Raw genomic sequence first — 13,828 nt, 5'->3', positions numbered from 1 at the left:
GGTGCGCGGCCGGTTCGCGGTGGGCCTGCGCATTGCTGCGAGCGGACGCATGCGCGTCCGCACACGGGCGCCGGCACGCGATCACGTGCGTTGCCCGGCCATCCGCAGATAAAGCAGCGCACCGCCCGCGAGCAGCAGCGGGCACAGGAAATACCATCCGGTCGTCAGGAACAGCCCGGCGACGGCGACCAGCGAAATCCACGCGCAGCGATACGCGATGCCGCCACGCGGCAGCAGTTTCAGCGCGGCCGCGGCGCCAAGTCCGTACACCATCACGAAGCACCCGGACGTGACGAGCACGAGTGGCTTCGGCCCGACGTCCGAGAGCGTCGTCGCGGCCAGCGCGACGGCCGCCAGCACCGCGATCACGCCGAGACTGCGGCGCGGCACGCCGCCGACCTGGCTGCCTTGCGCGAGCCACGCGGGCAGTGCGCCGTCGCGCCCGAGTGCCGCGCCGAGCTTGGCCGCGCCCGCGAAATACGCATTCATCGTGCCGAGCGTGAGCAGCAGCGCGGCCGCGGCTGCCAGCACCTGTGCATGACCGCCGATGCCGCCCGCGATCAGTTCCGCAAGCGGCGCACCCGACGCGCCGGCCGACGGCCCGAGCACCATCACGCTTGCGGCCGCGACCGACAGATACAGAAAGCCGACGACCACGACCGCGATGCCTGCCGAGCGCGGCATGTCGTGCGCGGGCCGGCGGAATTCGGCCGCGAGGTGCGTGATGGCTTCCCAGCCCGCGAAGCTCCACACGAGCAGTGCGGCCGCCTGGCCGACCGCGAGCCAGCCGTGCGGCGCGAACGGATGCAGGTTGGCCGTGCTCGCATGCGGCGCGGACGCGAGCACGGCGGCCAGCAGCAGCGTGACGAGCAGCGCCGACAGAACGAGCTGCATGCGGCCCGACACCGTGACGCCGAACGCATTCGCGGCCGACACCGTCGTGATCAGTGCGGCAGCCGTGACGATGACCGTGGCATGCCCGCCGCCCGTGACGGCCGCGACGTATGCGCCGCCGAACATCGCGGCGGCCGGCGCACCGGCCGGCACCGCGAAATAGAAACACCAGCCGACGATTGCCGCGGCCTTCGGCCCGAATGCGCGTCGCGCGTAGGTCGATACGCCGCCCGCGTCCGGATAGCGCGCGCCGAGTGCGGCGAAGGTGGCCGCAAGCGGCCCGGACAGCACGACGAGCGCGGCCCACGCAAGCAGCGACGCGGGGCCCGCGACCTCGGCGGCGAGCGCGGGCAACGCGATGACGCCGGTGCCGAGCACCGCGCCGATATACAGCGCGGCGCCCTGGAAAATCGTCAGCGAACCCGCGTGATGAACGGCGGGCGAATCGGCATGCGAGGACATGAACGGCAGTCTCCGGAAGGCTTGTCCTGGGCGCGGTCGGTCGCGCAGGGAATCGCTCGATGCTACCCGAACGGGCGCGGCGATGCGGCGCGGCGTTCAGTAGTCCGCGACGTGTCGCATGTCAGCCGATGTCAGTAGCGGCGTGCGAGGCGCAGCCGTGCATCCTCGCGAGCGGCGGGCGGCAACTCGGGCGCGTAGTGGAACGTGCCCGACACCAGCGACGCGACCGGCACGCCGTCGCGGAACAGCACGCGATTGCCGGCCAGCGCGGGTACCTTGTCGCCGGGCAACAGCGTGCCGGCCAGGTTCAGCGGATCCGCGCCCGTCACGCACACGTACTGGCCGTCGCCCGGTTGGCGACGCAGTTCGCGCAGGACCGGGATCGCTTCCGGCAGCGCGAACTGCTCGCCCGCGAGCCCCGCGACGAAGCGTCCGCCGCGAATTTCGCCACGCGCTTCGAGACGTTGCAGCACGCGCACGAGTTCGCGCCAGCTCGGCAGCCAGTCGGCTTCGCGTTCGAGCAGCCGCCAGAACACCACGCCATAGCGGCGCAGCAGCGTCCAGGCGATGTGTTCGAGCGCATCGGGATCGGTCGCGGGCGCACCGCGCTTCGGTGCGGGTGCCGGCGCATCGTCCGGTGCCGAAGCGCGTTGCACGAGCGCCCAGCGGCCGGCGTCGTCCATCCCGCCGATCAGTGCGCCGCCGCGCCTCGTGCGCGGCGCATACGTCGCGCTCCGTTTGACCGCAGGCTTCAGGAGCGCGCGCAGCCCGGCGAAGCTGTCAGCATTCACGAGGCCGGCCGACACGAGTTCGCCGAGCGCCTGCTCGAGTTCGACAGGCAGCATGTGCAGTTCGTCGAGCAGCGCGTCGAAGAACATCGCGCCGTGTGCGGCGAGCACATCACGCACCTGCGCCGCGCGCGCGGACAGCGCCGGTTGCGCGTCCGGGTCGCGCAGCGCCTGCCATGCGCTGATGTGGCGGCGCGGCAGCAGCACGACCGGCGTCGTTTTCACGGGGGTGCCGGCCGCGCGGGCCGGTGTGCCGATGCGGGTCCACACGAGCTTGCCCGAGCGGCACAGCTCGTCGAGGCCGCCGGCCGTGTAGTCGGTCAGGCGCGCGGGCAGCAGTGCGTCTTCCCACGCGCTCGCCGCGGCTTCGTAGCCTTCGAGTTGCTCGACGACGGCCGCGAGCGCGTCGCGGCCGGCGCCGCGCGTGTCGGGTGTCAGGTGCTGCCAGTGGAACAGGAAGCGCATGAAATCGGCGCGCTCGACCGGTTCGATCTCGCGGCGCAGCCGCTTGACCGTATAGCGATGAATGCGCGCGAGCAGGTGGCGCTCGCACCATTCGTCGGTCGTCGCGCCCGGCGTGAAGCGGCCGTGCATCACGTAGCCTTCGCGCTCCAGTGCCGCGAGCGCGGTCGCGATCGCCGCAGGCGGCAGGCCGAGCGGCTGCGCGACGGCGTCGAGCGTCAGCGGCCCGAATCCGGTGAGCCGCGCGCGGATCACGTCGACGAGCGCGGCATCGGCTTCCCATGGCTGCGCGCAGGGGGCGGGTACCTTCAGCGCGGGTATGACGCGCGCGTCGGGATGCAGCGCGCGCATGCAGACCAGCCGTTCGACCGGCACCCACAGCGCGGCGCCGCCGGGCGTGACGAATTTCGTCGCGCGGCGGCGTTCGGCCAGTTCCGCGAGCCGCTCGGGCCAGCCTTCGTGCGCATGTGCTTCGCTGTCGGCGACGCAGGCCAGCGTGAGCAGGGCGTCGTGCATTTCGTCGGCATCGCGCACGAGCGGCCACGCTTCGTCGCGCACCGCATCGATTGCGTCGGCGTCGAGTGCGCCGAGATCGTCGGCCGATTCGGGATCGCTCCAGCGGCGCGACTGCACGGCCTGCGTGCGGCGCTCCTCGAGCGGCGCGTCGTCGAGAAACGCGTAGGGTTTCGCGTTCAGGATTTCGGCCGCGAGCGGCGACGGCGCGGGCAGGTCACGCGCGATCAGTTCGATCGCGCCGCTTTCGATCCGGCGCAGCAGCGCGAGCCAGCCGTCGGTATCCATCGCGTCGTGCAGGCAATCGTCGAGCGTCTGGTCGACGAGCGGATGGTGCGGGATCTCGCGTTCGCCGACGATGTTCTCGAGGCACGCGACCTGGTCGGGAAACACGGTCGCGAGCAGGTCCTCGCTCTTCATCCGCTGCAACTGCGGCGCGGTGCGCCGGCCGCCGGTGAAGCGCGGCAGCGCGAGCGCGGTCGTCGCGTTCCAGCGCCAGCGCACGCCGAACATCGGCGCGTCGAGCAACGCCTGGACCAGCACGTGCTCGGCGCTCGCCGAGCGCAGGTAGCGCCACACTTCGTCGAGCGCGAAGCTGTGCGCGAGCGACAGCGAAAGAATGATCGCGTCGTCGGTCGCGGCGGCCTGCAGCTCGAAGTTGAAACTGCGGCAGAAGCGCTTGCGCAGCGCGAGTCCCCACGCGCGGTTGATGCGGCTGCCGAACGGCGAATGGATCACGAGCTGTGTGCCGCCCGATTCGTCGAAGAAGCGCTCCATCACGAGCGTGTCCTGCGTTGGCAGTGCGCCGAGCGCCGCACGCGTGCGTGCGAGGTAGTCGGCGATCTGGCGGGCTGCGTCGGGCGACAGGTGGAGATCGTCGACGAGCCAGCGCAGCGCCGGCGCGAGGCGGCTTTCGGCCGGGCCGATCGCGGTGCCGTCGGCATCGTTGCGCGGATCGGCGACGGCACAGGCTTCCGCTGCTTGCCTGGCCTTGCCGCGCGTGCCGGTCTTGCCGGCCGCGTCGCTGCTCGCGCGCTTGCGTTCACCGGCCGCCGTGTGCCGATCGTCTTCGGCGAACAGCCCGTCGAGCCGCGCGCGCAGCCGGCCGACCGCGGCCGACAGCTCGTCGCTGCGCCCGGGCGCCTCGCCGAGCCAGAACGGGATGCTCGGCGACTGGCCTTGCGCGTCCTCGACACGCACGCGGCCCGTTTCCACGCGAATGATCCGGTACGACTGGTTGCCGAGCTGGAACACGTCGCCCGCGAGGCTCTCGATCGCGAAATCCTCGTTGACGGTGCCGACCTGGATGCCCTGCGGTTCGAGCAGCACCGCGTAGTCGGCCATATCGGGAATCGTGCCGCCCGACGTCGTCGCGGTCATCATCGCGTTGCGGCGCCCGCGCACCGTGCCGCCGACCACGTCGCGATGCAGATACGCGCCGCGCACGCCGCGGCGGCTCGTGAAGCCTTCGGCGAGCATCTTCATCACGTCGTCGAAGCGTTCGCGCGACAGGCGTGCGTACGGTGCCGCGCGCGTGAAGCTCGCGTACAGCGTGTCTTCCCGCCATTCCGCGCAGGCGACTTCGGCGACGATCTGCTGCGCGAGCACGTCGAGCGGTGCCTCGGGAATCCGCAATGCATCGAGCTCGCCGCGTTGCACGCAATCGAGCAGCGCCGCGCATTCGACCAGCTCGTCGCGCGACAGCGGGAACAGGCGGCCCTTCGGCACGCCGCCGACATGGTGCCCCGAGCGGCCGACGCGCTGCAGGAACGGCGCGATGCCGCGCGGCGAACCGACCTGGCACACGAGATCGACGTCGCCGATGTCGATGCCGAGCTCGAGCGACGCGGTCGCGACGAGCAGCTTCAGCTCGCCGCGCTTGAGGCGTTGTTCGGCGTCGAACCGATGTTCCTTCGCGAGACTGCCGTGGTGTGCGGCGATCGCGTTCTTGCCGAGACGGTCGGCGAGATGGCGCGCCATGCGTTCCGCGGTGCGCCGCGTGTTCACGAACACGAGCGTCGTGCGATGCGCGGCCGCGAGCGCGGCGATCCGGTCGTACACCTGTTCCCACACGTCGGTGGCCATCACCGGTTCGAGCGGCACGTTCGGCAGTTCGAGCGCGAGGTCGCGTTCGCGCGTGTGGCCGGTGTCGACGATCGTGCAGTCGCGCGGCGCATCGGCCGGGCCGCCGACGAGGAAGCGCGCGACCGCGTCGATCGGTTTCTGCGTGGCCGACAACCCGATGCGCGGCAACGCGCGTCCCGCCAGCGCGTCGAGGCGTTCGAGCGACAGCGCGAGGTGGCTGCCGCGCTTGGACGACGCAAGTGCGTGGATCTCGTCGACGATCACCGAACGCACGTTCGACAGCATCTGCCGCCCCGAAGTGGACGACAGCAGCACGTACAGCGACTCGGGCGTCGTCACGAGGATGTGCGGCGCGCGCTTGCGCAGCGCCGCGCGTTCCGCCTGCGTGGTGTCGCCGGTGCGCACGGCGGTGCGGATCGCCGGCACCGGCAGCCCGAGTTGCGCGAGCGATTCGGCGATGCCGGCGAGCGGTGCGTCGAGGTTTACGTGGATGTCGTTCGACAGCGCCTTCAGCGGCGACACGTAGACGACGAGCGTCGCGTCGGGCAGCGCGCCGTCGTGCGCGAGTGCATCGCGCACGAGGTCGTCGAGCGCGCACAGGAACGCGGTGAGTGTCTTGCCGGAGCCCGTCGGCGCGGCGACGAGCGTCGACCGGCCGGCCTTGATGTGCGGCCACGCGAGCGCCTGCGCACCGGTCGGCGCGGCAAACGTGCGGCGGAACCACGCGGCGACGGCCGGGTGGAACACGTCGAGCGCGTGGGCAGGGCGGGTGGCGGTGACGTCCATCGGAGCGTTGAAATGGGGTGCGAGCGCACGGGCGGCCGCGCGCGAATCGTCACACGGGCGGCCGCGCGCGAATCGTCAGTGTGCCAGACGTCGCGTATGCGTGCCGGGCACCGCGGGCGAGGAGCGCGTCGCAGATTCAGATGAGGCGCGGTGCCGGTATTTCAACAGACGTCGCGCGGAACGGCGCCCGTTCGGGCCCGGGTGCCGGTTCGGCGGGAGGGGAAAGCAGCGTTCGATGTGCGCGGGGCGGATGCACGGCGCGATCCGCGACTCCACGCGACTACACGCGACTACACGCGATGCAGCCAGCCGAGCCAGTGTTCGAGAAACGGTGCGCGCGTCCACAGCGACTGCGCGAGCCACAGCGTTCCGCCCCATGCGGCAGCCACGACGATCAGGTCGCAATGTCCGCTGTTCCACAGGTTCAGCGAGTGACGCCGCCAGATCCACGGCACGCCGAGCGGATTCGGCCAGTCGGCGAGCAGGTGCATCACGCCGCCGCACGCGAAGCCGAACAGCGGCGCGGCCCACAGCGGATGCGGATGATGCGTGAGCCCGTGCCATCCGAGTGCGAGCAGCGCGATCCAGCCGATGCCCCAGTGCGTGACGGTGCGGTGCGTGATCCACAGGCGGCGCTTGCGGGTCCACCACGCGACTTCGAGCCAGTCGGGCGCGGTACCGCCCGCGACGCCGGCCGCGAACGCGGCGAGCAGGCCCGTGTGCCAGGGGCCGGTCGCGCCGGTTTGTGCGACGAGGACGGCGGCGGCGACGCCGGCCGCGAAACCGGACGCGTGATGCGCATTGTGTGATGCCATAGGAAACGAGACGAAGAAGCGTGGAGCGACGGCTGACGAGCGCGAACGATCGGGCGCGAAAGCGGGGCGCTATCTTCTCAGATCGGCCCGCGCAGCGGTCGGTTCGATCGCAGATTTTTTTGCATGCAGCGTGGCCTCGCAGGCCACGCGTGCCGTGATTTTCCGATTGCGCGTTGCGCTTCGACCCCGCCGCATGCAATTTCGACCGATCCGCTTGTTCGCCTGTGCTCCGCCGTGTGACCGACCGCACACGGTTCGCGGCGGTTCGTAACACGCGGCGAGTTTCTTGCTCGCATCTCCCCTTTCCTACGAAACCGGTATATGGCCGACCGTGCGCCAGCGGTTATAAGCGGATCAGGGGCTATTTCCAGCCCGCCGTAGATCCACATTGGGGGACATGCAATGACTACGCTGAATCGTTTCAAATCATCCGCTGCGGTGCTCGCAACGGTGGCCGGCATCGGCTTCCTGCCGAACGCGCCGGCCTATGCGAAGGGGCCGCAGCCGGCGGTCCTGACGAGCTCGGCGGTCGCGGTGGCCGACAAGTACAGCGCGGACGCCGCGGAGCGAATCTTCAAGGAGGGCGGCAACGCGATCGACGCGGCCGTCGCGATCGCGTTCACGCTTGCCGTCACGTACCCGGAGGCCGGCAACATCGGCGGCGGCGGCTTCATGACGATCTACAAGGACGGCAAGCCGTACTTCATCGACTACCGTGAGCGCGCGCCGCTCGCCGCGACGAAGGACATGTATCTCGACAAGGACGGCAACGTGATCAAGGGCATGTCCCTGTACGGTCCGCGCGCGGCCGGCGTGCCCGGCACGGTCGCGGGCATGTGGGAAGCGCAGAAGCGCTTCGGCAAGCTGAAGTGGAAGCAGGTGCTCGCGCCGGCGATCCACTACGCGCGCGACGGCTTCGTCGTCGACGAACAGCTTGCGCAGCGCGGCGTCGACGCGTCGAAGGAGTTCGGCGGCAAGACCAACTTCGACAAATATTTTTCCACGATGAAGGCCGGTGCGAACTTCAAGCAGCCCGATCTCGCCGACGTGCTCACGCGCATCGCGAACGACGGCGCGAACGGCTTCTACAAGGGCAAGACGGCCCAGCTGATCGCCGCGTCGATGAAGACCGGCGACGGCAACGGGCTGATCACGACCGAGGATCTCGCGCAATATCGCGCGGTGTGGCGCCAGCCGGTGCAGGCGAAGTGGAACGGCTATGACGTGATCACCGCGCCGCCGCCGAGTTCGGGCGGCATCGGCCTCGTGCAGCTGCTGAAGATGAAGGCGGACCTCAAGCAGGACTTCGAGGGCGTGAAGCTCAACTCGCCGCAATACATCCACCTGGTCGCGGAAATCGAGAAGCGCGTGTTTGCCGATCGCGCGCAGTATCTCGGCGATCCCGATTTCTACAAGGTGCCGGTCGCGCAGCTGACCAATGACGCGTATATCGCGAAGCGCGCGGCCGAAGTGAGCCCGACGCAGATCGCCGACACGAAGAGCGTACAGCCGGGCCTCGGCACGTCGATGCCGGAGAAGGCCGAAACGACGCACTTCTCGGTCGTCGACAAGTGGGGCAACGCGGTGTCGAACACGTACACGATCAACGGCTATTTCGGCTCGGGCGTGATCGCCGACGGCACCGGGATCGTGCTGAACGACGAGATGGACGACTTTTCCGCGAAGCCGGGCGTCGCGAACATGTTCGGCGTGGTCGGCAGCGATGCGAACGCGATCGAGCCGAAGAAGCGTCCGCTGTCGTCGATGTCGCCGACGATCATGACGAAGGACGGCAAGGTGTCGCTCGTGATCGGCACGCCGGGCGGCTCGCGAATCTTCACGTCGATCTTCCAGGTGATCAACAACATCTACGACTTCAGGATGCCGTTGAAGGAGGCCGTCGGCGCGATGCGTTTCCACCATCAGCTGCTGCCGCCGAACACGATCTTCTGGGAGCCGTACCACCCGATCGAAGGCGAACTCGCGAAGCAGCTCGAGTCACGCGGCTACACGCTGACGGGGCAGGACTTCAGCGGCGACATCCAGGTGATCAAGATCGATGGCAGGACGCCGGAGGCGATGGCCGATCCGCGCGGGCGAGGTGTCACGCGGATCATTCAGTGACGGGGCAGGCCGGATGCGCGACCGTCGCGGCGGTCGCACCGGCGGAGCGCGATGCCGGGCGCGGGCCCGGCATTTTTCATGGGGCGGCGCGTGTCGTCCGCCGCTCGGCGCCGGTCGTTCGCCGCGTTGCGCTCGATGAAGCGGTCCAGCGCGATCAGCGACTGCTCGTCGACTGTGCCGGGCACGCTTTGCTGGCGTCCAACACCATCCATCGACAGTTCCGCGAACCCGGTGCTGGCGAGCGTGCTGCCAGGATTCCGCCTCTGAGGGGCGGATCGGCCCCTTTTTCATCAATTTGACGCGCGACGCTGGGATAATGGAGGCGTTTGGCTGCGTCAATTGCAGGAAGGAGGCCCCATGGGCGATAACGATACCCGCACCGAGACCGACAACTTCACCGATACAGCATCGCTCGAGTCGCGCCAGCGACGTTTCGAGGAAGACCTCGTCGACGCGTACGACGAAGAACTCGAAATGGAGCTCGACGACCGCCGCTTCGACAGCGACGAGGATCTGCTGTTCTCGCCGGAGCGCCGCGAAGCCCGTAAGCAGTATTTCCGCGAGCTGTTCCGACTGCAGGGCGAGCTCGTGAAGCTGCAGGACTGGGTCGTGAACACAGGGCACCGGCTCGTCGTGATTTTCGAGGGGCGCGACGCGGCAGGCAAGGGCGGCGCGATCAAGCGCATCACGCAGCGTCTGAATCCGCGCGTGTGTCGCGTGGCGGCGCTGCCGGCGCCGAGCAACCGCGAGCGCACGCAATGGTATTTCCAGCGCTATGTCGCGCATCTGCCGGCCGGCGGCGAGATCGTGCTGTTCGATCGCAGCTGGTACAACCGCGCAGGCGTCGAGCGCGTGATGAACTTCTGTACCGACGACGAATACGAGGAGTTTTTCCGCTCGGTGCCCGAATTCGAGAAAATGCTCGCGCGCAGCGGGGTCCAGATCGTCAAGTACTGGTTCTCGATCACCGACCATGAGCAGGAACTGCGCTTCCAGAGCCGGATCGAGGATCCGCTGAAGCAGTGGAAGCTGAGCCCGATGGACCTCGAGAGCCGCCGCCGCTGGGAGGCCTATACGGCCGCCAAGGAAGAGATGCTGCTGCGCACGCATATCCCCGAGGCGCCATGGTGGGTCGTGCAGGCGGTCGACAAGAAGCGCGCGCGCCTGAACTGCATTCACCACCTGCTCCAGCAGGTGCCGTATCACGAGGTGCCGCGTCCGACGATCGATCTGCCGCAGCGCGAGCATCACGAGGATTACATTCGCCGTCCGGTACCGGACGACATGATCGTGCCCGACGTGTATTGAGCGGTTCGGGCCGAACGGACCGGCCGAAGGGCGCGCCGTGCAACGCGGCGCGCGTTACTCCCGGATCAGGAATGCGGCGCGGTCGCGGCCGGCGATCCAGGCGGGGGTGCGACCGCGTCCGCTCCAGGTTGCGCCCGTCGCCGGATCGCGATATTTCGCACCGATCGTGAACAGCTTCGTGCGGTCGCTGTAACCCTGCCCGAAGATTTCCCGCGCGGTCAGCGCATAGTTCGTCACGAGTTGGCGCACCTGCGCCAGTGCTGCCTGGCGCTCGCGGCGACGCGCCGCCCGGATCCGTCGATCGAGTACCGCGAGCTGGGCTTGCAGTTTTTGCAGTTGCATGCGTCCGATATCCCCGTAGCTGAATTCTGATGGCTGGCGACGCGCGATGTGCTGCGTGTCGGCACGTCCAGCACGTGACGTGCCGCCGGCGTCGGTTCGGCCCGGCCAAACGTTGGCGGGACACGTTGCCGGGAATGCGGGGAGAGTATGTTTAGGCGGGCGTTTTTGCTATCGGACGTATCTGATTTTTCGCAGGAATCTATGTGAAACCGCTACGGCGAGCGGGTGGGCGGTCACCCGCACGTCACAGGGCGGGGAAGCCCGAACGCCCTTGCGTCAGGTCGAACAGTTCGGTTTTCGCCGCCGCCTCGGCTGTTTCCGGCAGCTTGATCACGAGCCTCACCGTCATCCCGTACGCACTGTCCACCAGGTCGTAACCCGCCTGCTCGATCCAGCGGCGCACGCGGGCCTCGTCCGGGTAGCCGATTTCGATCGCGAACCGCGTGTGGCGAATGCGCTCGACGCGCTCGGCGTCGAGCAGCGCCGAGGCGATCGCATCCGTATAGGCGCGCACCAGGCCGCCCGCGCCGAGCTTCACGCCGCCGTAGTAGCGGACGACCGCGCCGAGCACGCCGTCGAGATCGTGATGACGCAGCACCTCGAGGATGGGCCGGCCGGCGGTGCCGGACGGCTCGCCGTCGTCGGACATGCCGGACTGGCCACCGGCGAGCAGCGCCCAGCAGACGTGGGTAGCCGTCGGATGTTCGTCGCGCAGGCGTTGCAACGCCTGCATCGCGGCATCGCGGTCTTCGACCGGGATCGCGAACGCGATGAAGCGGCTTTTGCGGATTTCGAGTTCGCGGGTGTAGGCGGTGGCGAGTGAATAACTCATTGAACGGGCAACAGGGGATTTGGCATCGAGCGCATTATGAGCCATCTCGGTGCATAACCGGGCAAAGGCACGCCGGACGGGGATCGTCGGGATAACCGACAATGCATGACTTTTCTAGAAACTCATAAATGGTCAAATGTCGAAGACGACTCGCGCCGTGGCGTTGATCTTTTGTAACAGCCCTGTTACAGTTCCGCCGCACTGAGATACCGGCCACTCGATCGCAGCGGTTGATAATCCGGCTTCCGGCTTCGCAAGCATGACGATTTCCTTTCTTTTTGCAGGTGTTGCCGGAAGAGGTGGGTCGATTGCACGTGTCCGGCGGTCCATGCGCGCGGCGGGTTTCATGGAAAGCGGAACGCAATGCCGGATACAAGGCAGCGTTATATAAAAACACTTAAGAGAAATCACCTCAACGAGAACAACAATGGCCGATTTGCATTGGACCATGCCAATCGCCAGATGGACGTCGATTTCGACCGCGGGGGTGCCGGGCGTCGAAGCGCTCGATCCGATGGTGCGACGCCGCTTGAGCCGGCTGTCGCGTCTCGCGCTTCAGGCGGCCTACGACTGCGCCGGCGCGGAGAATCCGTTGCGCATGGTATTCGCATCGCGTCACGGCGAACTGGCGCGTACCACCGGTATTCTCGCCGACATCGGCGCCGCGGAGCCCGTCTCGCCGACGGCCTTCAGCCTCTCGGTCCTCAATGCCGTCACAGGCATATTCGGAATCGCCAGACGCGACCGATCGGCCGCGACCGCGATCGCGGCCGGGCATGAAACCCTCGGCTACGCGCTGCTCGAAGCTTTTTCGCAATACGAATCGTCGCCGGCATCGCCGGTGTTGCTCGTCTATGCGCACGAGCCGGCCGATCCCGTATACGGCGATGTCGACGACGACCCGGAGAGCGTCGGGCTGGCCATTCTGCTCGGCGCCGGCGAGCCGGCCGGCTATCTGACCTGTGAAATGGCGGTGGACCGCGCGCAGGTTGCCGACGACGCGGCCGGTACGCAAAGCGCGGCGGTGCTGCATTGCCTGTCGGCGCGTGCGGCGTCGTCGTGGCGCGGTCAACACGCATCCTGGCGATGGAGCTGGCATGATCGCGCGGCTTGACTATGGCTGGCGCCTGTTCGCGACCGGCGCGAGCCTGGCCGGTTTCGCGCTGTGCGGGTCGGTGTTCTCTCTGCTGGCGATCGTCGTCGGCGCGCTCTGGCCGAATCGGCGCTCGCGCCAGCGTGGCGTGACGCTCGTCATCCATCATTTCTTCCGCGCGCTGGTCGCGTTGCTGCAGCGCATCGGCGTGATGAAGCTCGAGCTGACCGGCATCGAGCGTCTCGCCAAGGACGGCCCGGCAATCGTTGTTGCCAACCACCCGACCTGGCTCGATGTCATGGTGCTGTTGTCGCTGACGCCGAAGGCATGCTGCGTCGTCAAGCGCGGCCACTGGGGCAATCCCTGTTTCTGGGGCATCGTGCGTGCCGCCGAGTACGTCAGCAATGCCGATGCCGTCGATCTCGTCGAGGCCGGGGCACGGCAGCTGGCGGCAGGCTACACGATGATCATCTTCCCGGAAGGAACACGCAGCCCGGGCGGCAACCGTCTGCATGCGTTCTCGCGCGGCTTCGCGCATATGGCGCTGCAGTCGCGCAGCCGGATCCAGCCGGTGCTGATCGATTGCGATCCGCCGGTATTCACCAAGACCCTGCGCTGGTATCACGTGCCGTCTCGTGCGTTTCGCATGCGCATCGACGTGCTCGAGCCGATGGACCTGGACCGGCTGGCGCCGGGCGTGGTGCCACCGGCGATCGCCGCTCGCAGCATTGCCCGCGAGGTGGAAGTGCACATTACTCAAAGCCTGTTTCAGCATGGATACTTTAAAACTGCAGATTAAGCAGCTTCTGATCGAGATGCTCGATCTCAACGACATGACGGTCGACGATATCGACGACGACGCGCCGCTGTTCTCGACCGACGGAATCGGGCTCGATTCCGTCGATGCGCTCGAGGTCGGCATCATGCTGCGCAAGAAGTTTCACCTGACGATCGCCGCGAACGACGAGCGCACGAAAGCGCATTTCCGTTCGATCAACACGCTGGCGGCTTTCATTGCCGACCAGCAGTCGCATCACGCATCGCAAGAATTCGTGCTGGAAAAGGGGAGTCACTCGTGACCGACGCAGAAATCCTGGAGCGCATCCGCGCCATCTTTCATGAGAATTTCGCGATCGAGCCGGAACGCGTGACGCCCGACACGCACCTGTTCGAGGAACTCGACCTCGACAGCATCGACGCGGTCGATCTGGCCATCAAGCTCCAGGAAATGACCGGCAGGCGCATCAAGCCCGAAGAGTTCAAGTCCGTGCGAACCGTCGGCGACGTCATTGCGGCGGTTCACGCGTTGCTCGCGCGCGCGTGA

At 67.9% G+C, this 13,828-nt stretch carries 13 protein-coding genes; 6 read left to right on the top strand and 7 right to left on the bottom strand.

The window, feature by feature from the left end:
- Nucleotides 1–81 precede the first annotated feature (81 nt).
- The 3 genes from DIE23_RS08340 to DIE23_RS08330 all read right to left on the bottom strand — a co-directional run bounded on the left by DIE23_RS08340 (nt 82) and on the right by DIE23_RS08330 (nt 6,805).
- Nucleotides 82–1,356 carry an APC family permease gene (locus tag DIE23_RS08340; RefSeq protein ID WP_124611682.1) on the bottom strand — a complete coding sequence of 425 codons (1,275 nt, stop codon included), beginning with the start codon at nt 1,354–1,356 and terminating at the stop codon, nt 82–84.
- 131 nt (nt 1,357–1,487) lie between these two features.
- Complete coding sequence (locus DIE23_RS08335) at nt 1,488–5,990, bottom strand: DEAD/DEAH box helicase (RefSeq protein ID WP_124611681.1); 4,503 nt, start codon at nt 5,988–5,990, stop codon at nt 1,488–1,490.
- A 290-nt stretch (nt 5,991–6,280) separates the two neighbouring features.
- Nucleotides 6,281–6,805, bottom strand: coding sequence for a metal-dependent hydrolase (locus tag DIE23_RS08330; protein WP_124611680.1), 525 nt, complete (start codon nt 6,803–6,805; stop codon nt 6,281–6,283).
- A gap of 402 nt (nt 6,806–7,207) precedes the next feature.
- Between DIE23_RS08330 and ggt the strand changes: the two genes are divergently transcribed.
- Entirely contained in the window at nt 7,208–8,929 is a 1,722-nt protein-coding gene (gene ggt / locus DIE23_RS08325) for a gamma-glutamyltransferase (protein WP_124611679.1), read from the top strand.
- Here ggt and DIE23_RS08320 read toward each other — a convergent pair.
- A complete protein-coding gene (locus DIE23_RS08320; RefSeq protein WP_124611678.1) occupies nt 8,923–9,114 on the bottom strand; it encodes a hypothetical protein in 192 nt (63 codons plus the stop codon). The genes ggt and DIE23_RS08320 overlap by 7 nt on opposite strands.
- A gap of 172 nt (nt 9,115–9,286) precedes the next feature.
- Here DIE23_RS08320 and ppk2 point away from each other — a divergent pair, with 172 nt between their 5' ends.
- Nucleotides 9,287–10,237 (top strand): polyphosphate kinase 2, encoded by a 951-nt coding sequence (ppk2, locus tag DIE23_RS08315; RefSeq protein ID WP_124611677.1) that lies wholly within the window; start codon nt 9,287–9,289, stop codon nt 10,235–10,237.
- A 54-nt stretch (nt 10,238–10,291) separates the two neighbouring features.
- On the opposite strand, the gene DIE23_RS08310 is transcribed toward ppk2, so the two are convergent.
- The 3 genes from DIE23_RS08310 to DIE23_RS08300 all read right to left on the bottom strand — a co-directional run bounded on the left by DIE23_RS08310 (nt 10,292) and on the right by DIE23_RS08300 (nt 11,861).
- A complete protein-coding gene (locus DIE23_RS08310; RefSeq protein ID WP_124611676.1) occupies nt 10,292–10,579 on the bottom strand; it encodes an H-NS family nucleoid-associated regulatory protein in 288 nt (95 codons plus the stop codon).
- Between the two features lie 244 nt (nt 10,580–10,823).
- On the bottom strand, nt 10,824–11,411 hold the full coding sequence (locus tag DIE23_RS08305; RefSeq protein WP_124611719.1) for a YigZ family protein: 588 nt from the start codon (nt 11,409–11,411) through the stop codon (nt 10,824–10,826).
- 132 nt (nt 11,412–11,543) lie between these two features.
- Nucleotides 11,544–11,861, bottom strand: coding sequence for a hypothetical protein (locus tag DIE23_RS08300; protein ID WP_124611675.1), 318 nt, complete (start codon nt 11,859–11,861; stop codon nt 11,544–11,546).
- On the opposite strand from DIE23_RS08300, the gene DIE23_RS08295 reads away from it, so the two are divergent.
- The 4 genes from DIE23_RS08295 to DIE23_RS08280 are packed head-to-tail and all read left to right on the top strand — an operon-like array spanning nt 11,839 to nt 13,828.
- A complete protein-coding gene (locus DIE23_RS08295; protein WP_124611674.1) occupies nt 11,839–12,525 on the top strand; it encodes a beta-ketoacyl synthase chain length factor in 687 nt (228 codons plus the stop codon). The genes DIE23_RS08300 and DIE23_RS08295 overlap by 23 nt on opposite strands.
- Nucleotides 12,509–13,303 carry a 1-acyl-sn-glycerol-3-phosphate acyltransferase gene (locus DIE23_RS08290; protein WP_124611673.1) on the top strand — a complete coding sequence of 265 codons (795 nt, stop codon included), beginning with the start codon at nt 12,509–12,511 and terminating at the stop codon, nt 13,301–13,303. The genes DIE23_RS08295 and DIE23_RS08290 overlap by 17 nt, the downstream gene beginning before the upstream one ends.
- A complete protein-coding gene (locus DIE23_RS08285) occupies nt 13,278–13,583 on the top strand; it encodes a phosphopantetheine-binding protein (RefSeq protein ID WP_124611672.1) in 306 nt (101 codons plus the stop codon). The genes DIE23_RS08290 and DIE23_RS08285 overlap by 26 nt, the downstream gene beginning before the upstream one ends.
- Nucleotides 13,580–13,828 carry an acyl carrier protein gene (locus DIE23_RS08280; protein WP_071332739.1) on the top strand — a complete coding sequence of 83 codons (249 nt, stop codon included), beginning with the start codon at nt 13,580–13,582 and terminating at the stop codon, nt 13,826–13,828. The genes DIE23_RS08285 and DIE23_RS08280 overlap by 4 nt, the downstream gene beginning before the upstream one ends.

The sequence above is a fragment of the Burkholderia sp. Bp9143 genome (genome assembly GCF_003853645.1).
In the GTDB taxonomy this organism is placed as follows: domain Bacteria; phylum Pseudomonadota; class Gammaproteobacteria; order Burkholderiales; family Burkholderiaceae; genus Burkholderia.
The sequence above is the reverse complement of the archived record's forward strand: the minus strand, read 5'-3'. Positions and strand labels throughout refer to the sequence as shown.

Bases quoted from the DNA above. Each gene is read 5' to 3' on its own strand.
- DIE23_RS08330 (WP_124611680.1), bottom strand. From the start codon at position 6,805: ATGGCATCACACAATGCGCATCACGCGTCCGGTTTCGCGGCCGGCGTC.
- DIE23_RS08285 (WP_124611672.1), top strand. From the start codon at position 13,278: ATGGATACTTTAAAACTGCAGATTAAGCAGCTTCTGATCGAGATGCTC.
- DIE23_RS08290 (WP_124611673.1), top strand. From the start codon at position 12,509: ATGATCGCGCGGCTTGACTATGGCTGGCGCCTGTTCGCGACCGGCGCG.
- DIE23_RS08305 (WP_124611719.1), bottom strand. From the start codon at position 11,411: ATGAGTTATTCACTCGCCACCGCCTACACCCGCGAACTCGAAATCCGC.
- DIE23_RS08335 (WP_124611681.1), bottom strand. From the start codon at position 5,990: ATGGACGTCACCGCCACCCGCCCTGCCCACGCGCTCGACGTGTTCCAC.
- ppk2 (WP_124611677.1), top strand. From the start codon at position 9,287: ATGGGCGATAACGATACCCGCACCGAGACCGACAACTTCACCGATACA.
- DIE23_RS08340 (WP_124611682.1), bottom strand. From the start codon at position 1,356: ATGTCCTCGCATGCCGATTCGCCCGCCGTTCATCACGCGGGTTCGCTG.
- DIE23_RS08295 (WP_124611674.1), top strand. From the start codon at position 11,839: ATGGCCGATTTGCATTGGACCATGCCAATCGCCAGATGGACGTCGATT.
- DIE23_RS08300 (WP_124611675.1), bottom strand. From the start codon at position 11,861: ATGGTCCAATGCAAATCGGCCATTGTTGTTCTCGTTGAGGTGATTTCT.
- DIE23_RS08310 (WP_124611676.1), bottom strand. From the start codon at position 10,579: ATGCAACTGCAAAAACTGCAAGCCCAGCTCGCGGTACTCGATCGACGG.
- ggt (WP_124611679.1), top strand. From the start codon at position 7,208: ATGACTACGCTGAATCGTTTCAAATCATCCGCTGCGGTGCTCGCAACG.